The sequence below is a fragment of the Streptomyces noursei genome (assembly GCF_001646665.1).
GTDB classification, from domain to species: domain Bacteria; phylum Actinomycetota; class Actinomycetes; order Streptomycetales; family Streptomycetaceae; genus Streptomyces; species Streptomyces lavendulocolor.
The window spans coordinates 1-23,695 of sequence record NZ_LWBU01000011.1; the positions used below are offsets into that span (position 1 = coordinate 1).

Annotated in this window: 22 protein-coding genes; 14 read left to right on the plus strand and 8 right to left on the minus strand. The window is 73.1% G+C overall.

Going from position 1 to position 23,695, the window contains the following annotated elements:
• Positions 1-169: 169 nt before the first annotated feature.
• The 11 genes from A4V12_RS00750 (at position 170) to A4V12_RS34110 (ending at position 14,377) form a co-directional block, all read left to right on the plus strand.
• Entirely contained in the window at positions 170-1,357 is a 1,188-nt protein-coding gene (locus A4V12_RS00750; protein WP_234372026.1) for a MinD/ParA family ATP-binding protein, read from the plus strand.
• 14 nt (positions 1,358-1,371) lie between these two features.
• On the plus strand, positions 1,372-5,352 hold the full coding sequence (eccCa, locus tag A4V12_RS00755) for a type VII secretion protein EccCa (protein WP_064067183.1): 3,981 nt from the start codon (positions 1,372-1,374) through the stop codon (positions 5,350-5,352).
• A 31-nt stretch (positions 5,353-5,383) separates the two neighbouring features.
• Positions 5,384-6,802 carry a DUF6177 family protein gene (locus A4V12_RS00760; protein ID WP_064067184.1) on the plus strand — a complete coding sequence of 473 codons (1,419 nt, stop codon included), beginning with the start codon at positions 5,384-5,386 and terminating at the stop codon, positions 6,800-6,802.
• 126 nt (positions 6,803-6,928) lie between these two features.
• Positions 6,929-7,261, plus strand: a complete 333-nt coding sequence (locus tag A4V12_RS00765; RefSeq protein ID WP_064067185.1) for a hypothetical protein — start codon at positions 6,929-6,931, stop codon at positions 7,259-7,261.
• A 30-nt stretch (positions 7,262-7,291) separates the two neighbouring features.
• On the plus strand, positions 7,292-7,606 hold the full coding sequence (locus A4V12_RS00770) for a pore-forming ESAT-6 family protein (RefSeq protein ID WP_064067186.1): 315 nt from the start codon (positions 7,292-7,294) through the stop codon (positions 7,604-7,606).
• 23 nt (positions 7,607-7,629) lie between these two features.
• On the plus strand, positions 7,630-8,055 hold the full coding sequence (locus A4V12_RS00775) for a DUF6507 family protein (RefSeq protein ID WP_064067187.1): 426 nt from the start codon (positions 7,630-7,632) through the stop codon (positions 8,053-8,055).
• Positions 8,052-11,120, plus strand: coding sequence for a hypothetical protein (locus A4V12_RS00780; protein ID WP_064067188.1), 3,069 nt, complete (start codon positions 8,052-8,054; stop codon positions 11,118-11,120). The genes A4V12_RS00775 and A4V12_RS00780 overlap by 4 nt, the downstream gene beginning before the upstream one ends.
• Positions 11,117-11,977 (plus strand): immunity 49 family protein, encoded by an 861-nt coding sequence (locus A4V12_RS00785; protein WP_064067189.1) that lies wholly within the window; start codon positions 11,117-11,119, stop codon positions 11,975-11,977. The genes A4V12_RS00780 and A4V12_RS00785 overlap by 4 nt, the downstream gene beginning before the upstream one ends.
• Before the next feature lie 88 nt (positions 11,978-12,065).
• Complete coding sequence (locus A4V12_RS00790; RefSeq protein WP_064067190.1) at positions 12,066-12,929, plus strand: immunity 49 family protein; 864 nt, start codon at positions 12,066-12,068, stop codon at positions 12,927-12,929.
• 287 nt (positions 12,930-13,216) lie between these two features.
• Positions 13,217-14,044: an immunity 49 family protein gene (locus tag A4V12_RS00795; RefSeq protein ID WP_234372027.1), complete on the plus strand. Its 828-nt coding sequence runs from the start codon at positions 13,217-13,219 to the stop codon at positions 14,042-14,044.
• Between the two features lie 174 nt (positions 14,045-14,218).
• Entirely contained in the window at positions 14,219-14,377 is a 159-nt protein-coding gene (locus A4V12_RS34110; RefSeq protein WP_079136739.1) for an Imm49 family immunity protein, read from the plus strand.
• A gap of 49 nt (positions 14,378-14,426) precedes the next feature.
• Here A4V12_RS34110 and A4V12_RS00800 read toward each other — a convergent pair whose 3' ends face one another.
• Positions 14,427-14,918, minus strand: a complete 492-nt coding sequence (locus A4V12_RS00800) for a hypothetical protein (protein WP_064067191.1) — start codon at positions 14,916-14,918, stop codon at positions 14,427-14,429.
• Positions 14,919-14,976: 58 nt separating this feature from the next.
• Positions 14,977-15,426, minus strand: a complete 450-nt coding sequence (locus tag A4V12_RS00805) for a lamin tail domain-containing protein (RefSeq protein ID WP_064067192.1) — start codon at positions 15,424-15,426, stop codon at positions 14,977-14,979.
• Positions 15,427-15,598: 172 nt separating this feature from the next.
• Here A4V12_RS00805 and A4V12_RS00810 point away from each other — a divergent pair, with 172 nt between their 5' ends.
• Positions 15,599-16,855 carry a cytochrome P450 family protein gene (locus A4V12_RS00810; protein ID WP_064067193.1) on the plus strand — a complete coding sequence of 419 codons (1,257 nt, stop codon included), beginning with the start codon at positions 15,599-15,601 and terminating at the stop codon, positions 16,853-16,855.
• Positions 16,856-17,000: 145 nt separating this feature from the next.
• On the opposite strand, the gene A4V12_RS00815 is transcribed toward A4V12_RS00810, so the two are convergent.
• The gene (locus A4V12_RS00815; protein WP_064067194.1) at positions 17,001-17,771 is read right to left on the minus strand and encodes a DUF2470 domain-containing protein; all 771 of its coding nucleotides are present in this window, start codon (positions 17,769-17,771) and stop codon (positions 17,001-17,003) included.
• 418 nt (positions 17,772-18,189) lie between these two features.
• Between A4V12_RS00815 and A4V12_RS00820 the strand changes: the two genes are divergently transcribed.
• Positions 18,190-19,170 (plus strand): DMT family transporter, encoded by a 981-nt coding sequence (locus A4V12_RS00820; RefSeq protein ID WP_064067195.1) that lies wholly within the window; start codon positions 18,190-18,192, stop codon positions 19,168-19,170.
• A gap of 110 nt (positions 19,171-19,280) precedes the next feature.
• Here A4V12_RS00820 and A4V12_RS00825 read toward each other — a convergent pair whose 3' ends face one another.
• Both A4V12_RS00825 and A4V12_RS00830 read right to left on the minus strand, forming a co-directional pair.
• A complete protein-coding gene (locus A4V12_RS00825; protein WP_064067196.1) occupies positions 19,281-19,661 on the minus strand; it encodes a hypothetical protein in 381 nt (126 codons plus the stop codon).
• A gap of 17 nt (positions 19,662-19,678) precedes the next feature.
• Positions 19,679-20,254, minus strand: coding sequence for a hypothetical protein (locus tag A4V12_RS00830; RefSeq protein ID WP_064067197.1), 576 nt, complete (start codon positions 20,252-20,254; stop codon positions 19,679-19,681).
• 336 nt (positions 20,255-20,590) lie between these two features.
• Here A4V12_RS00830 and A4V12_RS00835 point away from each other — a divergent pair, with 336 nt between their 5' ends.
• Positions 20,591-22,405: a PspA/IM30 family protein gene (locus A4V12_RS00835; protein ID WP_159028801.1), complete on the plus strand. Its 1,815-nt coding sequence runs from the start codon at positions 20,591-20,593 to the stop codon at positions 22,403-22,405.
• Positions 22,406-22,475: 70 nt separating this feature from the next.
• Here the strand turns inward: A4V12_RS00835 and A4V12_RS00840 are convergent, their stop codons facing one another.
• From A4V12_RS00840 to A4V12_RS00850, 3 genes are all read right to left on the minus strand, one after another.
• Positions 22,476-22,739: a hypothetical protein gene (locus A4V12_RS00840; protein ID WP_064067409.1), complete on the minus strand. Its 264-nt coding sequence runs from the start codon at positions 22,737-22,739 to the stop codon at positions 22,476-22,478.
• A gap of 89 nt (positions 22,740-22,828) precedes the next feature.
• Positions 22,829-23,095 carry a hypothetical protein gene (locus A4V12_RS00845; protein ID WP_159028802.1) on the minus strand — a complete coding sequence of 89 codons (267 nt, stop codon included), beginning with the start codon at positions 23,093-23,095 and terminating at the stop codon, positions 22,829-22,831.
• Between the two features lie 4 nt (positions 23,096-23,099).
• On the minus strand, positions 23,100-23,663 hold the full coding sequence (locus tag A4V12_RS00850; RefSeq protein ID WP_064067200.1) for a DUF5994 family protein: 564 nt from the start codon (positions 23,661-23,663) through the stop codon (positions 23,100-23,102).
• Positions 23,664-23,695 lie beyond the last annotated feature (32 nt).

Sequence of the window (23,695 nt, forward strand, 5' to 3'; positions counted from 1 at the left end):
CCGCGCAGGCCCCCCCCGCCGCGCCGGCCCGCCCCGGCGGGCCAGACCCCGCTGCCCCGGGCGCCGCACGCCCCGGCCCAGGCCCAGGCCGGGCCCCCCGCCCGCGGGCGGGCAGCGGGGGCCCCGGGGGGGCCCCGCCCCCGTACCGCCGGCGCAGCCCGCCGGTCACGTGCCCCGGCAGCCCGCCCCGCACGCCGCCGCCCCGCACGCCCACCCGCCGCACACCGCACCCGATCCGCAGGCGCAGGCACGGCTCGCCCCGGCGGCCGAGGCGGCGCAGGCCCCGCAGGCCCCCGGCCGGCAGACCCCGGCACCGGCCCCCGCGCCCGCCGCCCACGCCCCCGCCGCCCAGGCCCCCGCGCACCCCCGGGCCCACGACGCGGCCGGCCACGCCCCCGCCGCCCAGGCCCCCTCCCCGTACCCCCAGGGCCCCGCCACGCCCGACTCCCGCCCCGTCGTGGACAAGGACCTCGCCGCCGCCGGGCGCAAGCCCCGCCGGGGCGAGCCGCTCGCCACCCGCGCCCTCCGCGCCGTGCGCCGTACCGTCTCCTCGTCCGCCGCCCGGGAGGTCGCCGAGACGACCCGGACCGCCGAGACGCTCCAGCAGCCGGTGACGACCGGACGGCAGATCGCCGTCACGTCCATCCGCGGCGGCGCCGGCAAGTCGACCGTCGCCGCGCTGCTGGGCCTCACCTACGCCCACTACCGGCAGGACCCCGTCCTGCTGGTCGAGGCGGACCCGGCGCTCGGGTCGCTGCCGCTGCGGCTCGGCGCCGAGACGCTGCGGTGGACCACCGGTGACGTCGCAGGCATCGTCGAACCGCAGATGTCGCTGCTGGACGTCACCGGCTACCTCGTCCAGCTCCCCGACAACGCCTGGCTGCTGCCCGGCAGCCAGGGCCGCATCGGCGCCATGCTGGACACCCGCGCGTACGAGCGGGTCATGGTCGCGCTGCGCCGCTACTTCGGCGTGACCGTCGTCGACTGCGAGACCCTGCCCGCCGAGGTCGCCCGCGTCGCGCTCTCCGCGGCCCAGGCCCGCGTCCTGACGACGCCCGCCACCCTGGAGGGCATCGCCAGCACCCACGCGGTGCTCCAGTGGATGCAGGGCCTGCCCCGCCACATCATCGCCGGCACCGTCGTCGTCCTCACCGAACTCGTGCCGCACACCGGACTGGACCTCGACGAGGCCACCCGGAAGCTCGCCGCCACCGGCGCGAGCGTCCAGGTCCTCCCCTACGACCGGCACCTGGCGGCCGGCGGCCCGATCCGCACCGAGCTGCTCGCCCACCCCACCCGGCAGGCCGCCACCCGGCTCGCCGCCGAGGTCTTCCAGCTGTCCCAGAAGCGCCACTGAGGGGGAGCGGACCGATGAGCACCCGACTGATACACCGCCCCGCCCGGACGACCCGCCCGCCCGCCGCCTCCGAGGCGCGCACCATCGAGGCCCCGCCCAACCTGCCCGAGGGCAAGGGCGGCAACGTCGCGATGTCGCTGCTGCCGGTGGCCGGCGTCATGTCGTCCGTCGTGATGATGACCGTCGTCCGCAACAGCCAGTTCGCCGCCCTCGGCGCGCTGATCCTCGTCATCACCGTCATCGGCTCGCTCGTCCTGGTCTTCTCGCAGCGCGGCAAGGCCCAGCGCACCCGGCGCACCCAGCGCGAGGCCTACCTCGCGTACCTGGAGGACCTGCGCGAGGAGCTGTCCGCCGAGGAGCGGGAGCGCCGCGAGCGGGCCGACGTGCTCAACCCGCCGCCGCACGCGCTGTACGACATCGTCCGCGACCCCGCGCGCCTCTGGGAGCGCCGCCGCCTCGACGCCGACTTCCTGCGCGTGCGCGTGGGCACCGGCGAGATGCCGGTGCGCGACCTGCGCATCGGCGACCAGGGCTCCTCCGTCCTCACCCCGCCCGACCGGTTCATGCTCAACGAGGCGTCGGCGCTGATGGACCGCTTCCGCACCGGCACCGAACTCCCGCTGACCGTCCCGCTCGACCGCGTCGGCAACATCAGCGTCGTCGGCCCCCGCCAGGACTGCCTGCGCGTCGCCCGCGCCCTGCTCGTGCAGGCCGCCGCCCTGCACGCCCCGGACGACGTGGGCGTGGCGCTCGCGGTGCCCGGGGAGCGGCTGGCCGACTGGGAGTGGGCCAAGTGGATGCCCCACCTGCTGGACGGCGACCAGTTCGACGGGCCCGTCGCGGCCCGCCGCATCGCGCCCTCCGTGCCGCAGCTCGCCCGGCAGCTCGGCCCCGAGCTGCGCCGCCGCGCCTCCTACGCCGCCGAGGTGCGCCGCGGCCTGTCCGGCAAGGACGCCCTGTCCATGTCGTCCCGCCTGCTGGTCGTCGCCGACGGGCACGGGGAGGACGCCGTGGACCTGCCGCGCCCCGACGACGCGGTGGGCCTGCGCGAGATGGGCGTGACCGTGCTGCACCTGCTGGAGCAGCGCGTCCAGGAGCCGGGGCACGTGGGCGTGCGGATCACCGTCGACGGCGACCGGGTCGCCATCGAGGACCTCCGCGAGGAGGAGCCGGTCGGCGCGCACGGCACCGTCGACGAGGTGTCCGTGCCGTTCGCCGAGGGCCTCGCCCGCATGCTGGCGCCGCTGCGGCTGTCCGCCGAGTCGCTCGGCGACGCGCCGCTGTCCGGGCCGGTCGACTTCGCCGACCTGCTCGGCATCGACGACGTGGCGCGGCTGGACCTGGCCACGCTGTGGGCACCGCGCGGGGAGCGTGCCTTCCTGCGCGTACCGATCGGCATCAGCGACGCCCACGAGCCGGTGCTGCTCGACCTGAAGGAGTCCTCCGAGCTGGGCATGGGCCCGCACGGCCTGTGCGTCGGCGCCACCGGTTCCGGCAAGTCGGAGCTGCTGCGCACCCTGGTGCTCGCCCTGGTGGCCACCCACCCGCCGGAGGACCTGGCCCTGGTCCTCGTCGACTACAAGGGCGGCGCCACCTTCGCGCCCTTCGCCGACCTGCCGCACGTCGCCGGTGTCATCACCAACCTGGAGAACCAGGCCGGCCTGGTCGAGCGCGTCCACGCCTCCCTCGCCGGCGAGGTCAAACGCCGCCAGCGGGTCCTCAAGGACGCGGGGAACGTCGCCGACATCGGCGACTACGCGGCGCTGCGCGCCGAGAAGCGGCCCGACCTGGACCCGCTGCCGCACCTGTTCATCGTCATCGACGAGTTCGGCGAACTGCTCACCGCCAAGCCGGACTTCATCGACCTGTTCCTGTCCATCGGCCGTATCGGCCGCTCCATCGGCGTGCACCTGCTGCTGTCCAGCCAGCGCATCGAGGGCGGCCGGCTCAAGGGCCTGGACACCTACCTGTCGTACCGGCTGGGCCTGCGGACCTTCTCCGCCGACGAGTCCCGCACGGTCCTCGACACCACCGACGCCTTCCATCTGCCGCCGCTGCCCGGCTTCGGCTATCTGAAGGTCGACACCAGCCACTACGAGCGGTTCAAGGCGAGTTACGTCTCCGGCGCCTACCGCGGCCCGGTGCGGCGCGCGGCGGACGAGGACACCGGTCCGCTGGCCCTGGAGTACGAGGCGTACAACACCCTGGGGCGGGCCGAGGAGTCCGGTCCGCAGGAGGCGCCGGTGCGCCGCCGCGAGACCGGTCCGACCGAGCTCGGCGTCATGGTCGAGCAGTTGGAGAACGCCCCCACCGACCCGGTGCGCCGCATCTGGCTGCCCCCGCTGCCCGGCGCGGTCGCCCTCGACCGGGTCGCCGGGCCCCTCCAGGCCGGCCCGCGCGGGATGCAGCTGTCCGCGCGGCGCGGCCCGCTCCAGGTGCCGCTGGGCCTGCTCGACGACCCGACCAGGCAGTGGCAGGGCGAGTGGTACCTGGACCTCACGGTGGCGGGCGGCCACGCCGCCGTCATCGGCGGCCCGCAGTCCGGCAAGACGACCCTGCTGCGCACGCTCGTCCTGTCGCTGGCCCTCACGCACACCCCGCAGGAGGTCGGCGTCTACGGCCTCGACCTCGTCGGCGGCGGCCTCCAGGCCCTGTCCGGCCTGCCGCACGTCGGCGGCATCGCGAGCCGCGCCGACCGCGAGCGGGCCTCCCGCACGGTCGAGGAGGTGCGGAACATGCTGGCGCTGCGCGAGGACCTCTTCCGCGAGCACAACATCGACTCCGTCGAGCAGCTCCGCACCCAGCACGCGGCGGGCCGGCTCCCGCAGCTGGCGTCCGCCGAGATCGTCCTGGTCATCGACGGCTTCGGCGCGCTGCGCGACGACTTCGACGAGCTGGACGACGCCGTCGTCGACATCCTGAAGAGGGGCGGCGGGTACGGCATCCACGTCGTCGCCGGCATGCTCCGCTGGAACGACGTCCGCATCGCGACCCAGTCGTACTTCGGCACCCGTGTCGAGCTGCGCCTCAACGACGCCACCGAGACGAGCATCGACCGCAAGCTCGCCGAGACCCTGTCGCCCGACGAGCCGGGCCGGGTGCTGACCGACGGCAAGCTGTTCGCGCAGGCCGCCCTGCCCCGTACGGACGGGCTGGCCGACAACACCGACCTGGGCACCGTCCTGGAGCGCACCGCCCGGCAGGTCCGCGCCGCCTGGAGCGGCGAGGTCGCGCAGCCGGTGCGGGTGCTGCCCCACGTCCTGGAGCCGCACCTGCTGCCGGGGCCGGTGGCCGAGCCCGGGCGGGTGCCGATCGGCCTGGACCAGACGGCGCTCGCGCCCGTGCTGCTCGACCTGTTCGAGCACGACCAGCACCTGCTGGTGATGGGCGACAGCGAGTGCGGCAAGACGAACCTGCTGAAGACGATCGCCGGCGGGCTGGTCGAGCGGTACGGCGAGGACGAGCTGGTCCTCGCCGTCATGGACCCGCGGCGGGGGCTGCGCGGTGTGGTGCCCGAGGAGTTCCTCGGCGGGTACGCGTACAACGCCAAGCTGTGCGGGGGACTGGCCGCCGGTATCGCCACGGAGCTGGAGAAGCGGCTGCCCGACGAGGGCGCCCGCCTGGAGGACCTGGAGCCGGGCAGCTGGGGCAGCGGCCCGCGGATCGTGGTGCTCGTGGACGACTACGACGTGCTGACGACGGCCGGCCAGGCGCCGCTCGCGCCGTTCCTGCCGTACATCCCCTCCGCCGTCGACATCGGTCTGCACTTCGTGCTGACGCGCCGTGTCGCGGGCGCCTCGCGCGGCATGTACGAGCCGCTGGTGCAGGGCCTGCGCGAGTCGGGGGCGTCGGCGATCCTCATGGCGGGTGACCGCAGCGAGGGCCAGCTGTTCCCGGGCGTGTACGCCTCGCAGCAGCCGCCCGGGCGGGGCGTGCTGATCCGCAGGGGCCAGTCGAACCGGCTGATCCAGACGGTGTTCACCCCCGAATCCTGATCCTGATGACTGCGAAGGACCGGACGACCCCATGACCAAGGACGTCATAGCCCTCACCGAGCGGATGCCGGACCCGTGGGCCGTGCTCGCGGGCCTGCTCTCCGGCGGCCCCGACAAGCTGGTGGACACGGCCGGCGAGGACGCCGTCGTACGGCTCTGCGACGAGCAGGGCCGCCCGCTCGTCTCCGTCGAGGCGCCGCTGCTGGTGCAGGTGCGCGGCGAGGCGGAGCGGCTGCTCGGTGCCACGCCGCCGCCGGTGCCGTTCTGGTGGACGGAGGCCCGTGCCACGACCGGGGTGGCGGAGGCGGAGCGGCTGGCGGGCACGTTCGCGGCCCGGCTGGTGTCGCTGACGGGCGGCTCGGCGTGGCCCCCGGAGGCGGCGCGGTCGCTGGCCGTGGTGGCGTCGGACGGGGTGGGCGTCGCGCCTCCGGCGTCCGCGCAGCCCGCGGTGGACGTCCTGACCGACAAGGTGGCCGTCGTCATCCAGGACCGGCCCGTGGTGGCCATGACGGCCTGGCTGGCGGACGCGTTCCGGGCGGCCGCCGAGGGCGGGCTCGGGCTCCAGGTGGTCAGCCCGGCGGGCACCACGCTCTCGCCGGCGGTGCGCGGCGCGCTGTCCGCGTGGCCGTCGCGCTGGGTGGTGCAGGACGAGCGGGACGGCTACTACGACGGGCTGACGGGCGCGGTGCTGGCGTGGCGGGACGGGATGTTCTTCCCGGTCGCCGAGCCGGACTCGACGGACGACGACCCGCGCGCCCGGGTGGCCGCCTCCTTCCAGGAGGGTGTCACCGACAGTGGTGAGCGGCAGCTGGCCCTGACGTTCCGCACGGTCCACCCGGCGGACGACCGGCTGGTGCTGGGCGGCGCGCTGGAGGCGGTGTGGCGGGAGCTGACCGGTGAGGCGCCGGCCGGGTGGGGCACGGCGGAGCCGGCCAACCTGCCGTGGTCGCTGCGGCGGTTGACGGACGTGGCCTTCGAGCGGGCGCCGGAGCCGACGTGGGTGGTCGTGGTCGGCAGCCCGGAGCGTCCTGGGCTCGCCACCGTGCGCGTGAGCCGGACGAAGGCGGGGGTGGAGGAGGAGGTGACGCTGGCGTTCGGGTACGGGCCGGACGAGGAGCCTCCGGTGGACGCCGTGCCGAGGGCCGCCGAGGTGCTGGCCACCCGTCACCGGCTTCAGTCGATGCTCGTACAGCTCCGCAAAGCGCGCCGTGACCTGGCGGTGCCGCCGCGGTTCGAGGGGCCGGGCGTTCCGCTGGCGTTCGTGCTGGGTGCGGAGGAGGTCCGGGCGATGCCGGGCGACCGGGCGCGGAAGACCCCGCTGGACCGGGTGCCGGTCCAACTGGGCCCGAAATCACGCCCGGCGCTGTACTACCCGCTGCCCGGCGACCCGTCGGACCTGTCGGGGTGGCAGGACTTCGAGCGGCTGGTGCGGCACCTGAAGGGCGAGTGATGTCATGTGTTCGTCGCAGAGGGCCGCGAGCCGGGGATTGCTGATTGCAGCAGCGACGCGTGAGTTGATAGGCATGTAGTCGTACATTCGATCCATACGATCGTCCATCGCAGCGGGGGTAGCCCGATGAAGTTCGATATGGGGGCGCAGGTCCTGTCGACCCTGATGTCCCAGTCGCAGGGGTCGAGCAACGACCTGGGCCTGCTGATCCGTCAGCTGGTGCAGGCCGCGGCGCCGTTGGAGGGCAAGTTCAACGGCGCGGGCAAGGTGGCGTTCGACTCGTTCAAGTCGCGCTCGGACGAGATCACGGCCGCGCTGAACGGCTCGCTGGCGGCCATCCTGGGCGGCCAGTCGGGCATGGAGTCGGCGTTCGGCTCCGGTGACCAGGAGCAGGGTGACAACGCGCGGACGCAGATGTCGTCGGCGAACTTCGACGCGGCGCGTTTCTCGGGCCGCTAGACCGATCCGTACACGGGGAGTTGATTGCTGATGGCTGCTGCGGGTAGCGACCGTCGTTCGTACGACACGGGTGCCTCGTCCGAGGCCCAGATGAACATCCAGGCGGTGATCGCGCGTCTGGAGCAGGTGATCTCCGCGCGTGACGCGCAGGTGAAGGCGGCGATGACCGACTTCGCGGCCGACGGCGTGGCGGACGAGTACCACGGCAAGGAACTGCGCTGGAACTCCGCCTCCCAGGAGGTCCGCAACATCATCCAGCTGCTCAAGACGACGCTGGAGAAGAACGACGCGACCGCGCAGACGACGCTGCAGCGCGCGAAGGCCGCGGTCGACAACATCGGCTGACGCGGGTACGGGGGAGCGTTTTCATGACGGCGTGGGACATCCAGCCCCAGGGGGTGCAGGGTCAGCTCAAGGTCGTCGGCACACACGCCGGTGAACTGGAGAAGGCCCTGAACGCCCTGGTCACCGACATGCAGCAGGCGGCGCAGGCGGCGGGTACGGCGGTGCCGGGCTCGGCCGCCGACATCCCGTTGCAGGGCCCGACGGCCTCGGGCGCGCCGCTGACGCAGAAGGCGACGGGCCCGGTGGGCGCGGCGCTGGCCGAGTACATGACCGGCCGGCAGAAGACGCACTTCGAGCCCATGGCCAAGCGCATCCAGGCGGCCGTCATCGGCGCGGCCACGGCGACCAACGAGTACGTCGAGGGCGACCTGACCCAGGCCAAGGAGGCCCAGGACGCGGCCCGACAGGTGCGACTGGACCTGCTGAAGGAGCTCGGGGGGAAGAAGTGAGCGAGAACCAGCCGGTCGACCCGGCCGAAGTACCGGTCTTCACCGGCAACCTCGAACTGCTCGACGAGAAGGTCAAGGCGCTGTCCGGCGTCGGTGGCAGGATCGCCACCGCCGCCGGCGACGTCCACAGCTCCTTCGGCGGGCTCAGCGCCTTCTACAAGGCCCCCGAGGCCGAGCAGCTGTTCGCCACCACCCAGCCGGTGAAGGACAAGGCGCTCGACATCAGCGGCGACATGTGCACCATCGCCGGCGCGCTCGGGACCTACGCCAGTGACATCCGCCCCCTGAAGCAGAAGCTGGACGACCTGCGCCGCGACGCCGTCACCTTCCGGCAGAAGATCGCCGAGGACGACAAGTGGCGTGAGGACGGCGACCTGGTCGAGGAGAACAACGACCGCCGCAACGAGATCGCCGAGGTCTGGACGCAGTTCCAGGCCGCCGAGCGCGCCGCCCACGCCAAGATCGTCGCCCTGGTCGGCGGCAAGGCGCTGAAGGTCAACGACGGCTCCAACGGCGAGGGCATGTACGGCTACGACGCCGAGGCCCTCAAGCAGGCCAAGAGCCTGCCCTGGGGCGACGCGGTCGAGGAGTCGACGCCGTGGTGGCAGGTGTGGGAGCACGCCTACGACTTCGGCAAGGGCGTCATCGTCGACGGTGTCTGGGGCACCATCAAGGGCCTCGGCACCCTGGTCGGCTTCCAGGGCTGGGACGCGGCCGGACAGGCCTGGAAGGGCCTGGGCCTGCTCGCCACCGGTCTGGTGATCACCGCGAGCCCGCTGGGCGCGGCGTACTGGATGGCCGACGACAAGCAGCTGCCCGGCTGGATCAGGGACTCCCGCACCGCCATGAAGGAGACCGGCAAGGCGCTGGTCGCCTGGGACCAGTGGGGCTCGAACCCCGCCCGTGCGGCCGGTGCGGTCACCTTCAACGTGCTCACCACCGTCTTCACCGGCGGCGCGGGCGGCGCGGTGTCCGGCGCGGGCAAGGCCGGCGCCGCGGCCCGGGCCCTCTCGTTCGCGGGCAAGGCCGGCCGGGCCATCGACCCGACGACGTACCTCTTCAAGGGCGCGGGCGCCGGCATCACGAAGATCGGCGACGTGATGGCCGGTCTCAAGGGCATGGGCAACATCAACATGCCGCCCCTCCCCGAGGGCACGGTCATCCTCCCCGAGGGCTCCCTGATGCGCCCCGACGGCACGATCCACCTCCCCGACGGCACCCCCCTGCCCGAGGGCGCCATCGAGGTCCCGCCCAACACGGTCCGCCTCCCCGAGGGCACGGCGGTCCCGCCCGGCGCGGTCGACCTGGGCGACGGCATGGTCAGGCTCCCGGACGACACCCCGGCCCCGGCGGGCTCGACGCCGCTCCAGGAGGGCACGGTCGCGGTGCCCAAGGACACCCCGACGCTGCCCGCGGACGCGACGCCGCTGCCCGTCAAGGACGGCGACCCGCCGCAGTTCCTGGACCGCGACGGCAACATCCTCGACGAGAACGGCAAGGTCGTCGGCGACGTCAAGAACTCGCCCACGGACGTGGTCGACCGGGGTACGAACCCCGATGCCAACCCCGCCGCGGGCGCGGACAACCCCCGGGTGGACACCCCGGCCAAGGTCCCGGCCATGGCGGGCGCGGCCGTCCACGCGGGCGACAACACCGCCGTCAGCCTCGGCAACAGCCTGGGCGACAACCTGGGCGACGTGGGCCGCGCCGGCGACGACGCCCAGGTCCGCGTCCCGGACAGCCCGGCGGGCCTCGCCGACAACACCCCGGGCGGCCTCGCCGACAACCTGCCCACGGGCCAGGCCGGCAACAATCTCCCGGGCGGCGGCGCGGGCGACAACCTGCCCACCAACAACCTCGACAACACCCCGGGCACCGGCGGCACCCGCCCCGCCGACACCACCCCGTCCACGGGCGGCGGCCGCGACGTGCCCCCCGGCGCCTCCACGGCCGACAACGCCACCCCCGGCGGTTCGTCCGCCGACAACGGCGTGCCCGGCACCTCGGGCGCCGACAACGCCACCCCGGGCTCGGGCCTCCCCGACACCCCGGGCACCGGCGCGGTGGACGACGCCGCGACGGGCGCGGACGACGCGGCCCGCACGGGCGACGACGCCTCGACGCCTCCCGCCGTGATCGAGCGGCCCAGCTTCATGCGCGACGGTGACAACCCGTACGGTCCTCGCGGGTCGCTCACGGACGAGCAGATCGCGGAGATCCAGGTCTACCGTGCCAACCACGAGGACGGGTACTTCGAGAAGTACTACGCGAAGGACGGGCGCCGCCTCAACACCAAGGTGTTCGACGAGAGCCTCCGCGTCCCGCCGCAACTGATCAGGGATACGCCGGACAGTCCCTGGATCTCGGCCAAGAACGCTCCTCCGCCCATCCCCGAGAGGTACTTCGACGGCGAGGGTGCCTCCGGCACGCGCAAGACGCACCTGGACGCGGAGACGCTCCGCGTGCTCGACGAGGCGGCCGGTCAGCGCAGGACCGCCATCGACGCGGCAACAGCGGCGGAGAAGGTCAAGGCGGCGCACTCCGGGCTGCCCGAGGACGACGCCCTGCGCGTGGACGCGCAGGAGAAGTACCGTGCGGCCGCGTACGAGCGGACCAAGGCCGCCGAGGCGTACGGTGAGACGGTCGCCGCGCAGCAGGTGGTGCCGCAGCACTACGACGACATCGTCCGGCGGGAGACCCTGCACGGGCCCGCGAACGGCAACGACCAGTTCGACCAGGTGTACCTGCGCGAGGACGGCAAGTACGTGGTCGTCGAGGCCAAGTCCAATGTCAACACCGACCTGGGATCGCGCAAGCTGCCGCAGGGTGGTCGGGCGATGCAGGGGTCGAGGGAGTACTTCCTCGACATCATCCGTGAGATGAAGGCGCGAGAGCGTGACTTCCCCAGCGAAGGGGAGTTGGCCGAGAAGCTCGAAACAGCTCTCGACCTGGGCAAGCTGGACTACATCGTGGTGAAGGGCAAGTCCGACGGCCCCCTGTACGGTGGCTACCAGATGGAAAAGTTCGATATTCGGAAGCGCGACGAGAACGGGAATCTGCTGTGACGGTGAACGTGATCCGGCATGGCTCGCCGGGGCCTGACGACCAGAGGTACGCGGAGTCACGCGGCAGGGACCTGCTGCGCACGGTCGCAGCCCTGGAGGAGTCTCCGGGCAGGCTCGACGGCGCTCTGGACACCGCGATGCTCCATCTCCAGGCACGACTGGCGGTCAATCCGGACGCGTCGGCTCTCCCGACGTGGGAGGCCACGGTCACGGCGATGCAGGTCGGCTCTGCGATGTTCGCCGTCGCCACCCGGTCCGAGGGCACTGTGGAGTGCCGGATCGCCGACGAGACGCGCACCCTGCGGGCGCTGGGTGCGGGGCTGCACGCGAACCCCGGCAATTGGGTCACCGCGTTCTGGCTGGCCGTCGTCTGTCGTGAGCAGGCGAGGATGACCGCGCTGTGCGAGGTGCCGCTCGATGTGCTGCGTGCTTCGGGTACGCAGTACGACGAGTTCGTCTACCTGTGGATCGACGCTCTCCAGGCGTACTGGCTGGAGCGTCCGGGGCTGGGTGAGAAGCTGCTGGCCGCGATCGAGGCGTCGTATCCGAACGCGATCGAGGTGGCGGACATGGAGCTGGTGGAGCGGATCCTCTATCAGCCGGTCAATCTCTTCCAGTGCTTCCTGCGCAAGGATCACGCGGCGTTCAACCAGGCGCTGGTCGAGGCGCTGGAGATGCACAAGCTGTACTGGACGGCTTCCGAGAAGCGGGAGCGCAGTGTCGCCGGGTACCTGGCGCTGGGCCCGCTCGCGATCGCCTGCCTGGCGTACGACGCCGGGTTCCCGATCGAGGTCGAGTCGGACTACCTGCCGAGCGAGCTGCTCAACCGCGCCTGGCTGGGCGAGTTCCCGACCTGATGCCGACGCACGCCCCGTGGGGCCGGCACTTCGACGACGCGGTGCCGGCCGACCGGACACGGCCGGCCACACGCGTGGGGACCTGCCCGTGACCCAGAACGTTGCGCGCCACGGCATCCCGTCGGGCCCCGGCGCCGAGGCGCTGGCGCAGCGTCTCGCCGACCACCTCGCGGGGGAGATCGACGGCCTGGAGTCCTCCACGGAGCTGATCGAGTCCACGTTCAGCACCTCGCTCCTCGTCCTCAACGCCCGCTGCGCCGTGGACCCACGGGCGGCGCAGGCGGAGACCTGGGACGCCGCGGTCAACGCCATGCAGCTCGGCTCGGCCGTGTTCGCGGTGACGGGTGTGCGTGAGGGCACGGTCGAGGTCCGTGTCAACCGCAAGCTCCGGACGCCGCCGGCCGCCGGGCCTTCCTCGATGGCCGACGCCGGGGCATGGCTGACCGCGTTCTGGCTGGCGGTCGTCTGCCGCGATCAGGAGCGGATGACGCGGCTGTGCGAGATCCCGCTGGACCGTCTGCGGTCACCGGACGGCCGTTATGACGACTACGTCTACCACTGGATCGACACGCTCCAGACGTACTGGCTGCGCAGGCCGGGGCTGGTGGAGAAGCTCACCGCCACGCTCCGGGCGTCGGACCCGGCCATCGCGCGGAACGTCCCCCGGGACATGTTGCAGAGCCTGCTCCACCCGCCGATCAACCTCTTCCACCACTTCGTCCGCAAGGACGAGGAGGGCTTCACCCCGGCCCTGGTGGAGGCGCTGAAGCTGCACAAGGCGTACTGGACGCTGACGGAGGACCGGTCGACCGACATCGACGGGGCCGTCGCACTCGGCCCGCTCGCCATCGCCTGCCTGGCGTACGACGCCGGGTTCCCGATCGAGGTCGAGTCCGAGTACCTGTCCAAGCACCTCCTGACGCACGGCTGGCTGGGCGAGTACCCGACATGAGCCGCATGCCGACACCGAGGCGCGGGGTGATGGCGTCTCGTGGTGCCGAGCAAGCCCGCGGCACGGCGGTCCCGCGAGGGGCCTGTGTGCCTGGCGGGGCCCGACATCGGTACGCGCCCCTGTCCGAGGAACCTCATGACGATGAAAGTGCGCCGGCACGGCGGTCCGGGGCCTGACGATCAGGGGTACGAGGAGTCACTGGGTGCGCACCCGCACCCCGACCGCCTGCCGGGGACGGACGGGAAGGGTGAGCGACCTACCGCAGGCCGAGGCCAAGGAGTGAGCAGGTGGGCACGCGCATCGTGCGGCACGGTTTCCGCACGGACGACGCAAGCGAGGCGATGGCACCGGTCATCAGGAGCGCGGAGGACGTGCTCGAGCAGATCGAGACCTCGGAGTTCGACCGCTTCGACGCACTCGACTACACGCTCTCCGCGGCGAAGTGGCGGTGCCTGACGGACCCGGAGGCCGCCGAGTTCCCCACCTGGGAGGCATGGGTCACGGCCATGCAGACCGGTTCGGCACTCTTCGCGGCGGGAACGGCGACGGAGGGGCACCTCCCGGCCACCGGGCCGCAGGACTACTTGCACGCGGCCAGCTGGCTCACCTCGTACTACCTGGCCGTGATCTGCCGGGAGAACGAGCGGGCCGATCGACTGGCGCACGTACCGGCCGCATTCCTCCGGGCGTCCGGGGCCGAGTTCGACGAGTACATCCACCCCTGGGTCGAGACCCTGCAGAACGCCTGGTTCCACCGGCAGGAGACGTGGGACTCCCTGGCCGAGGCGGTCGACGGAACCGACCCGGCACGCGCGCGTGCGGCGAGCGAAGAGCTGATGGTCAAGATCCTCCACCCGCCCATCGAGCTCTTCCGCCGGTACCAGCGCCGGGAGGCCGAGCAGTTCAACGCCGCGCTGGCGGACGCTCTGACATGGCACAAGGAGTACTGGACCGCGAACGAGGCGCGTGCCGTGAGCGGCGACGGACTGGTCGCCCTCGGCCCGCTCGCCATCGCCTGCATGGCGCACGATGCCGGTATGCCGATCGAGGTCGAATCGGAGTATCTCCCCAAGCATCTCCTCAGGCGTACCTGGGTCGGCGAATACCCGACGTAAGCCGTGCGGGGCGGAATTCGGGTCATGAAGTGGTCCTGCCGGCGAGCGGCCGTGCGGGCACCCTGCCTGCCTGCCGAGTCCGGAGAACCGGTCGGGCGCGTAGCGGTGTTGCTCCGACGAAGGCGTAGATGGCGTAGATGACGGTGAAAGTGACCGGGCACGGCTCCCCGGGCCCTGACGACCAGGGTTACGCGGACTCCTTGGTACCTGGCGCTGGGCCCGCTGGCCATCGCCTGCCTGGCGTACGACGCCGGGTTCCCGATCGAGGTCGAGTCCGAGTACCTGCCCAAACACCTCCTGACGCACGGCTGGCTGGGCGAGTACCCGACCTGACGGAGACGCGCGCCGGCCATGGCCCGGAGTCACCGGGACCCGACGGGCGTCAGACGCCGGCCGCGTCCCAGCCGGACGGCCAGGGCCACGCCACCGTGCCGTCCCGGACCATCAGGGCGTCGGGGCGGTCCTCCTCGTGGAAGCGGAGCGAGCCGATGTGGACGTGGTCCCCGGGGCGCCGGTGGCGGTCGGTCGCCCGGTCCGCCAGCCAGCCGAGCAGCTGACCGAGCTCGTCGGACACGTCCGGGTGGATCTCCTGCCGCGAGGTGAGGGCCCAGCCCCCCGAGGGGCGCCGGACCAGCGCGGAGGTGAGGGCGCCGCCCACCTTGTGCGCCCCGCCGAGGTGCCCCAGCAGCGCGAAGGGCTGCTCCTCCGTGACGGGCCGGCCGTCCTCGTCCTCGTACACGAAGGGGAAGGAGCGCACGATGGTCAGCGCTTCCGGCTGCGGGCCCAGCCCCAGGTGCCAGCGGAGTTCGGCCGTCTCCGCGTCGGAGAGGTCGCGCAGGTCGAGCGCGACCGTGAGTTCGTAGATGTCCGCCACGCGGGAAACCGTACCGGCGGGGCGCCCGCCGGTACGGAGAACGAGCGTGCCGGGCCCGTCAGCAGTACTTCGACGAGCCGGTGGAGCCCCACGCGCACGAGTCGACGAGCGTGCCCGACGCCTTGCGCAGGTAGGCGGTGTCGCCGTCGTTGTTCCACACGTACGCCGCCCGGCCCCAGTAGCGGTGCCCGGCGGTGTTGGTGCCCCGGCCGGTGTGGACCGTCACGTACCGCTTGGCGCCGATGGTGCCGCTGAAGGTGTACGTCCAGCCGGCCCGGTCCTTCAGCTTCCAGTTGCTGAGGGAGATGGCGGACGTGCTGGAGTTGTAGAGCTGCACCCACTCGGCGTTCAACGAGGTGTTGGTCCGGTTGTCCGTGCCGGGCGAGTTGTAGTACACGCGGTAGATGCTGACGCCCCCGGCGGCCTGGGCGGCCGGAGCGACGGTCAGCAGGCTTCCGGCGACGGCGGTGGCGACGACGGCTGCCGACGCGGCGAAGCGAACCTTCAAGAGTCCTCCCCAAGGTGAACCGTGTGTTCCACGGCGGGGAAAGCACACCATATGGTCATGTAGTTACTGGTCGGTTTCGCCCATTCGCGAGCGAACCGGTGCGGTCTCGTTCCGCGGCCTCGGCGCGCGTAGCGTGAAACGCCTCTGCCGGAGCCCGAGTTCAGGAGGCCCCATGCGCGACCCCGACCCCCTGGTGATCGACCCGACCGGCCGTGACATCCACGCGGAGGCCGCCCGGTTGCGGGAGAGGGGACCGGTCGCCCGGGTCCAGCTCCCCGGCGGTGTCACGGCGTGGGCGGTCAGCGGTTCCGAACCGCTGAAACGGCTGCTCACCGACCCTCGCGTCTCCAAGGACCCGCGGCAGCACTGGCCGGCCTGGATCAACGGCGAGATCTCACCCCAGTGGCCCCTGTTCACCTGGGTCGCGGTGGAGAACATGTTCACGGCGTACGGGGGCGAGCACAGACGCCTGCGCACCCTGGTCGCCAAGGCGTTCACCGCGCGCCGCACCGCCGCGCTGCGGCCGCGCGTGGAGGAGATCACGGCGGAGCTGCTGGACCGGATCGCCGGGGCCGGGCGGGACGGCGGGACGGTCGACCTGCGCGAGATGTACGCGTACCCGCTGCCCATCCAGGTGATCAGCGAGCTGTTCGGCCTCCCGGAGGAGAAGCGGGAGGAACTGCGCACCATCGTCGACAGCATCTTCCACACCGCCGCCGACCCCGACGAGGTCACCGCCACCTACACCCGGCTGTACGCCGTCATGGGCGAACTCGTCGCGGCGAAGCGGCAGTCACCGGGCGACGACATGACCAGCGGTCTGATCGCGGCGCGTGACGACGAGGGCGGCACCCGGCTGAGCGAGGAGGAACTGCTCGGCACCCTGGTGCTGATGATCAGCGCCGGTCACGAGACGACCGTCAACCTCATCGACAACGCCATCCACGCCCTGCTCACCCACCCCGAGCAGCTGGCGCACCTCAGGGCGGGGCGCGCCTCCTGGGACGACGTGATCGAGGAGACCCTGCGGTCGGACGCCCCGGTCGCCAGCCTCCCGCTGCGGTACGCCGTGGAGGACATCGCGCTCGACGGCGTGGTCATCCGCAAGGGGGACGCCATCCTGGCCGCGTACGCGGCGGCGGGCCGCGATCCCGGGCGGTACGGGAAGGACGCCGACCGGTTCGACGTCACGCGGGCCGACAAGGAGCACCTGGCCTTCGGCCACGGTGTGCACTACTGCCTGGGCGCCCCGCTGGGCCGGATGGAGGCGCGGATCGCGCTGCCCGCTCTGTTCGACCGGTTCCCGGACATGGAACTGGCCGTCCCGCCGACCGAGTTGCTGCCGGTCGAGTCGTTCATCTCCAACGGCCACCGGTCGCTGCCGGTGCGGCTGGGCGGCGGTGCCGGTGGCGGCGGTGGGGGCGTGTAGAGCGCCGCGGCCAGCGGGGCCGCGCGGATGATCGCCGCGACCTGGTCCCGCGAGCCCGGTCCGGGTCCGAAGCCGGGACGCGCTCCGGGCCCGGGGCCCGTTCCGGGCGCGGGGCCGGGGCGCGGCGGTCGTGCCGGTACGCGCGTCATGGCCGGGTGTGCAGGCTGCGGCGTCGGCGCGGACAGGCGTGGGCGGCGGCGAGCAGCGCCTGGATGCGGTCGCCGAACTCGGCGGCGTCGCGCAGCGGGACGGCGAACGGCAGCCGGACGTCGTCGTGGGTGCGGGCGTGCTCCAGCCGGAGGGTGATCCCGTACCGGTCGAGGCCCACGGGCACCACGCGCCGGACGCCGTGGAGGTGGCGCGGCTCGACCAGCCGGGCCAGCCGGGCGACCGCGTCCGGGTGGTCGTCGGTCAGGTGGATCAGCAGCGCCGCCTCGTGGCCCGCCAGCGGGTCCGCCCCGGCGAGGACCAGCTCGTCCAGGCCGACGCCCTCGGCGCCCTCCCCGGTGTCGAGGGTGGCGCGCACGGCGTCCAGCCGCAGGGCGACGCCCTCCACCGTCCCGTCCCCGCCCACGGCCCCGGCCGCTTCCGGCTCCGCCGACCCGTCCTCGGTGAGCCAGCCGGAGAGGGTCACCCTGGCCCGGACCCGGTCCCGTACGGAGGTCGGCGCCACGTCGGTGAACTGCAGCACGGCCGCGAGGTCGCCCCGGGGCGCGCATGCCACGGCCGCCGCCAGGTGGCAGTCGGCGGGCAGGCGCAGCGTCAGCCGGCCCCGCTCGTCGAGGCTGTGCGCACCGGCCAGGTCGCAGCGGTAGCCGTCGGTCGTCACCGTCAGGGACCGCGCGGCGGACAGCACGGAACGCACCCGTTCCGCGCGGGACGGCTCGGGTGGGCGGGCATCGGCGCGACTGCTCATCACTCACTCCTTAGGTTAGGCTTGCCTAACCTAGCGGTTCCGGCTCCCTCCCCGCCACCGCGCCCCGGAACGTCGGCCACTTCTCGCCACTCCACCACGCCTCGCCCGCCTCGCCCGCCTCGCCCGCCTCGCCCGCATCACCCGCCGCGCGACCGCCCCCTCGGCGCCACCCGCATCCCGCCCGCACGCGCCCCACCCGCATCCCGCCCGCACTCGCCCCACTCCCACACTCCCCACCCCACCCGCCGGGCATTACGCTGTGCGGGCCCGCCGCCGGTGCCGGGTTCCGAACGCCGCCCCGCCCCGGGCCCGGTGACCCCGGTGCGACGGAGCGGCCCGCTCACGCGCGGAGGCCACCCGTGCCGCACGCGGGGCCGCCGCCCCCGCCTGTTGATGGCCTTCCGCCCGAGGAGTCCCCATGACCGTCACCGCGGCCCGCCGTGCCTGGCTGACCGACCTGCCCGTACTGCTCGTGGCGGTGGTCTGGGGCTCCAGTTACCTCGCCGCGAAGGGGGTGACCACGAGCGGGACCGTCCTCGCCGTCCTGGTCCTGAGGTTCGCCGTCGTGCTGCCCGTCCTGGTGGCGACCGGGTGGCGCAGGCTGCGCGCGATGAGCGGCGCGCAGATGCGCGGGGCGGGGACCCTCGGCCTGATCCTCGCGGCCATCTTCGTCATGGAGACGTACGGGGTCGTGCACACCTCGGCGACCAACGCCGGGCTCATCATCAGCCTCACGATGATCTTCACGCCCCTCGCGGAGAGCCGGATCCGCGGTACGCGCCTGTCGCCCGCGTTCCTCGCGGCGGCGGGGCTCTCGGTGCTCGGCGTGGTGCTGCTGACGCAGGGGGCGGGCTTCAGTCGGCCGTCCCTGGGTGACCTGCTGATGCTGGGCGCGGCCGTCGCCCGTACGGTGCACGTGCTGGCGATGTCGCGGATGCGGTCGGTGGAGGGCGCCGACGCCATGTCCCTGACGACGGTGCAACTGGGCACCTCGGTGCTGGTCTTCGCCGTGCTGTGCGCCGCCCCGGGGACGGGCGCCACCCCGTGGGCCGCCGCTGCCGCATTCGGGGCGGGCGACTGGGCGTGGCTGCTCTACCTGTCGGTGTTCTGCACGCTGTTCGCGTTCTTCGTCCAGATGTGGGCGGTACGCCGTACGTCGCCCTCCCGCGTCAGCCTCCTGCTCGGTACGGAACCGGTGTGGGCGGCCGTGACCGGCATCGCCCTGGCCGGTGACCGGCCCGGTTGGGCGGGGCTGCTCGGTGTGCTGCTGATCCTGGCCGGCACGGCCTGGGGCCGCACGGCGGCCGCCGGGACGGAGCCCCCGCCCGCGACGCCCGCCCCGGCCGGCCCCGGCCTCGAACCCGCCGGCCCCGGCCTCGAACCGGCGGGCCGCCCGTAACCACCGGCCCGTGGTGGACCCGCCCGGCCACGGCCTCGACCCCGCCCGCCGGCCGCGCGCGTCCCGTGGCCCTCACGTCACGGCGGTGCCGTGAGGGCCACGGGACCGGGTCACGCCGCGCCCAGGTGGGCGGCCAGCGCCTCCACCAGGTGGTAGCCGCCCGCCAGGTCCATGTCGGTCCGCTCCCGCAGCAGCCTGATCGCCGCGTTGCGGTCGTCGCGGTGCAGCAGGACCGTCAACTCACCGACCAGCTCCGGGCACTCGTCCCGCAGCGTGCCCAGCGCCTGCTCGTACGAGGTGGGCAGCGGCCGTCCCTCGCCCAGCAGGTCCAGCGCGGCCGAGGCGGGGTGCAGACCGAGCCCCGAGTCCTTGCGGAGACGGGCGACCGCCTTCGACGTACGCCCCTCCTCGGCCAGGGCGCGGGCCTCGTCCTGGGCGTCCTGCCCGACCGGGGTGATCAGCGCGGTGATGCGCGCCTTGCTCGTGGTCATCGGGGCTCCCTCCGGGATCAGCGGCAGTGCTTCTTGATCATGTCGATGCCGAGGATCGCGGACGCGAGGCCACCCAGGGTGGCGCCCAGCTCGCTGATCTTCTCCTCGCCCTTCGACACGCGGATCAGCAGCGAGGCCGCCTCCTTCACCGAGCCGACCTTCTTGATGAACGCCTTGAGCTTCAGCAGCTTCGCCACCGGCACCGCGCCGCCGGCGATGGCCGCGGTGATGGCGGCACCGCACTTGAGCTTCTGCGTCCAGCCGAACGCCACCGCGCGGCGGTCGTCCTGGGGCAGCCGCTCGGCGAGGTACGCCTGCGCGGCCGCGTCGCCCTGGGCGAGGACGCTGTCCGGCATGGCGTCGAGGACCTTCAGCGTCTCGGCGAGCTTCTGCGCCTCGGCGGCGTCGACCGCGGCCGAGGCGGCAGCAGCGGCGGCGGCGGCAGCGGCGGCGGCGTCCGAGGCCGGTGCCGAGGCGGTGGCCGCCGGCCGGTCACCGCGGTCCGCCGCCATGGCGGAGCCGGACAGGCCCGTGCTGAAGATGGCGGCCGTCACCACGGCGGCGGTCACGGTCGTGATCTTGTTGATCTTCAAGTTGTTCCCCCAACGTTCTGATCATGCGCCCGGTCTGGTCGGACCGGACGGTGCGCGGCGTCCGCACGGCTGGTCAGGTCGTGCGCCCCACGCGCTGATGATCTTCACAACGCGTCCGTCGAACGCGCAATGGGCTTGAGGATCTTCTGAGGTCTCCGCCGCGCGGAACGGCGTACGGGACGCGTACGGAACGGCATACGGGAGCCTGCCGCACCGCCGGATCGTTACTTCGGGCCGGCGGAGGCACCACTCCGCACAGCACGCCCCGCGACCGGCCCCCGCTCTGCGATGCTGCTCGGTGAAGCCCGGCCGAGGATGCGATCACGCAGGAGGTCCGTGTTGATACCCACCCCGCTGGCCATGCCGCACCGCAGACCCGAGCCGCCGGCACAGCCACCCGGGCAGGGCGGAGCCGCGAGGGACGCCACCCGCGTCGAGAACCCGCTGGTGTACCGGACGGTGCTGCGGATCCAGCCGTACCAGCGGGACGAGATGTTCGCCATCGCCCGTGCGTGCTTCACCTCCTGGCTGGAGAGCAAGGAACTGGCGACGACGCTCTCCTCGGGCGTGCACCACCTCACCGGCACCTACACCCTCACGGTGACGGACTCGTACGACAGCGACGGACACCAGGCGGCGCTGCGCCTGCGGCTGCGCGAGAACAAGGAGGAGAAGCGGGAGGGCACGTGGCAGACGACGCTCACGTCCGCCGTCGACCGGGAGGCCGGCCCGGCCTACGTCGGCGTCGACCTCGAGCACTACCCCAGCCCAGGCGCCGGCCAGACCACGCCCTGCCCGCCCCGTCTCGTACGGGAACTGCTCGACCAGTTCGACGTCCTGGACGGCTCCACCCGCCTCTCCGCCGTCCCGCACGCGACCCACTCCGGCACCCTGGGCCTGCTGCTCGCGGCGCTGACCGACCCCGCCCGTGAACTGCCGCTCGTCGTGGCGGCCGTACCCTCCCACACCGACACGGCGTGGGAGAGGCTCCTGACGAAGCTGGCCCAGAACCTCGCGGGCATCGCCTCCGTGTACCGCCTGGAGAGGGACGCGGCCGCGGCGTTCGCGGCGAGCACCGGTGACGGGCACAACGTCTTCGCCGGGCAGATCCGCACGTACCTTCCCGGGGTCGTCCTCGGCTCCGGCGAGGACGGCCGCCGGCACCGCCTCCTGACGTACCGCCGCCTCAGCGACCCGCAGTTCCGCAACGCGGACACCCGGATCGCCCGCTACCCGCGGCTGCACGCGGTGACGACACCGCAGCCGGAACTGCTTGCGGAGGCGGCGTTCCCCGGCATCGAGGAGGCGTTGAAGAACCTGCGCGCGGCGCGTTCCGCGACGGCCCGGACCGACGGCGACGAGACGCTCGACTCGCTGCGCCGGCAGCTCGACTCCGCGAACCAGACGATCGACAAGGCCCTGGAGGAACTGAGCGAGGCCGCCAGCGCACGGGACCTGGCCGAACGCAGCAGGCGCGCCCTCGACCAGGAACGGAAGGACGCCGTCGACCGCTACGAGGACGAGATAGCCGACCACGACGCCACCCAGTCGGCACTGTCCGCGCTGCGCCACCAGGTGTCGGTGCTGCAACAGCGCCTGGTCGCCGCGGGCCGCGCGGACGACGCCTACACGCCGCCCGTCGAGGACCCGGTCCCCATGTCGTTCGCCGAACTCGGCGACCGCGCCCCCGAGCGGATGCGGCACCTGATCCTGACCTACGACGTCAGCAGGGCGGCGGACCTCGACGACGACCTCAAGAGCTCCACCTGGGCGTCGAAGGTGTGGGACGCCCTGCTGGCGCTGGACGCCTACGGTGGCGCCAGCACCGCCGAAGGAGGCTTCGAGGGGACGTTCCGCGACTTCTGCGAAGCCGCCCCCCAGGGTCTGCGCTGCTACCCCTCGGCACGCGTCGCCATGGTGGAGTCGGACACCGTCCGCAAGGACAAGAAGGGCCACCGCAGACAGCGCATCTTCCGCGTCCCCCCGGAAGTCGACCCGGCCGGCGAGCTGTTCATGGAGGCCCACATCAAGATCGACAGCAAGGGCCGCATAGCCCCCCGCGTCTACTTCTACGACGACACGGCCGGCGCCACCGGCAAGGTCGTCGTCGGCTACATCGGCCGCCACCTCTCCAACACCCGCACCAACTGACTCTCCGCGTCCACCGGCACGGCGCCGGTGTCCGTGCGTCCGTCACGGGCGTCACGAGCGGCTGATCGCCTCAGACCTCGTCCGTCCGGGTGCGGTCGTCGCCGGAGGGCCGGCTGGTGGACAGCCAGGATCGGGCGGGCTCGGCCGCGTTGCCGGTGTCGACGGTGAGGTGGAGGAGGGTTCCGCCGTTCATGGTGTCGACGGGGTAGCTGCGTTGTTCGGTGGCGGCGAAGCAGCGACGGAGGACCTCCGCGACCTGCCGGGCGGTCTCGGGCGACGAGGCGACGATACGGACGTCGGCGTGCCCGTGCGCGGGCAGTTCCGGTGGATGCATGGTGACCTCGTTCATGGGGGAAGTCCTGTGCGCGGCGGGTGCGACGCCGTCGTGCCGCACCCGCCGCGTCCGGTCGGGACGTGCCGATGTCATCCGCGGCCGCCCACACCTTGCCCGCGGTCGTCGGCGGCGGGCGGCCCGGCGGGTCCGGGCTCTGCCGGTCCGGGTCCTGGTCCGGCGGGTCCGGGTCCTGCCGGTCGCCGGTTCCTCCCGCGCGACCGGCCGATCCCCGGCAGGGGCTCGCTGTAGCGGAAGGCGGCGATCCGTGCCCCGTGCTGGGCGTTGAGCCGGTGGACGAGGGCGATCCCCGCGCCGATCATGGCGATGATCAGCACCACGGTGATGACGGTGCCCATGCCCTCACCCCTCTCGGGTGGCGTCGCGGCGCCGGTCCGGGCTTCCGCCCGCCGGGGCGGCACCGCCGTCGGTCTCCCAGTCTTCCTCCCGGTGCCGGGCCTCCGTCCCTTCGAGTGCTTCGTCCTCGCCGGCCATCAGCCCACTGGCGGTGAGCAGGCCCCCGGGAGCGCGGGCGGCGGACATGAGCCGGGCGGCCGTGGCCACGCCGGCCTCCGGCGGGATCACCAGAAGGTCCATGCGGCCGCGCGCGTAGGACAGGAGGATCAGCTTGTGCGGATCCTGTTCGTCGGTGAACCAGCCCACGTGCACGGTGTGCCCGGTCACGGCCACCTTGCGCGGGATCACGGGCCAGTGGGTGGGGTTCACCGTGACACGGGTGACCCGCCCCCACGGCACGTCCAGCGCATCGGTCAGGGCGGGCAGTTCCCGGGCGAGGTCGCGGGACCGGGGCCACCAGGCACCGTCCAGGAGACCGGGCACCGACCCCGCCGGCACCAGTGACAGACGGACCGGCGACGAGGACACGGGCCGCTCGGTGAGGGTCGTACGTTCGATGGTCGCGGTCATCACGCGAACCTGCCTCCGGGCTCGTCTGCGAC

Coding starts and splice junctions, on each gene's coding strand:
- eccCa (WP_064067183.1), top strand. CDS start 1,372: ATGAGCACCCGACTGATACACCGCCCCGCCCGGACGACCCGCCCGCCC.
- A4V12_RS00760 (WP_064067184.1), top strand. CDS start 5,384: ATGACCAAGGACGTCATAGCCCTCACCGAGCGGATGCCGGACCCGTGG.
- A4V12_RS00765 (WP_064067185.1), top strand. CDS start 6,929: ATGAAGTTCGATATGGGGGCGCAGGTCCTGTCGACCCTGATGTCCCAG.
- A4V12_RS00770 (WP_064067186.1), top strand. CDS start 7,292: ATGGCTGCTGCGGGTAGCGACCGTCGTTCGTACGACACGGGTGCCTCG.
- A4V12_RS00775 (WP_064067187.1), top strand. CDS start 7,630: ATGACGGCGTGGGACATCCAGCCCCAGGGGGTGCAGGGTCAGCTCAAG.
- A4V12_RS00810 (WP_064067193.1), top strand. CDS start 15,599: ATGCGCGACCCCGACCCCCTGGTGATCGACCCGACCGGCCGTGACATC.
- A4V12_RS00815 (WP_064067194.1), bottom strand. CDS start 17,771: ATGAGCAGTCGCGCCGATGCCCGCCCACCCGAGCCGTCCCGCGCGGAA.
- A4V12_RS00820 (WP_064067195.1), top strand. CDS start 18,190: ATGACCGTCACCGCGGCCCGCCGTGCCTGGCTGACCGACCTGCCCGTA.
- A4V12_RS00825 (WP_064067196.1), bottom strand. CDS start 19,661: ATGACCACGAGCAAGGCGCGCATCACCGCGCTGATCACCCCGGTCGGG.
- A4V12_RS00840 (WP_064067409.1), bottom strand. CDS start 22,739: ATGCATCCACCGGAACTGCCCGCGCACGGGCACGCCGACGTCCGTATC.
- A4V12_RS00845 (WP_159028802.1), bottom strand. CDS start 23,095: ATGGGCACCGTCATCACCGTGGTGCTGATCATCGCCATGATCGGCGCG.
- A4V12_RS00850 (WP_064067200.1), bottom strand. CDS start 23,663: ATGACCGCGACCATCGAACGTACGACCCTCACCGAGCGGCCCGTGTCC.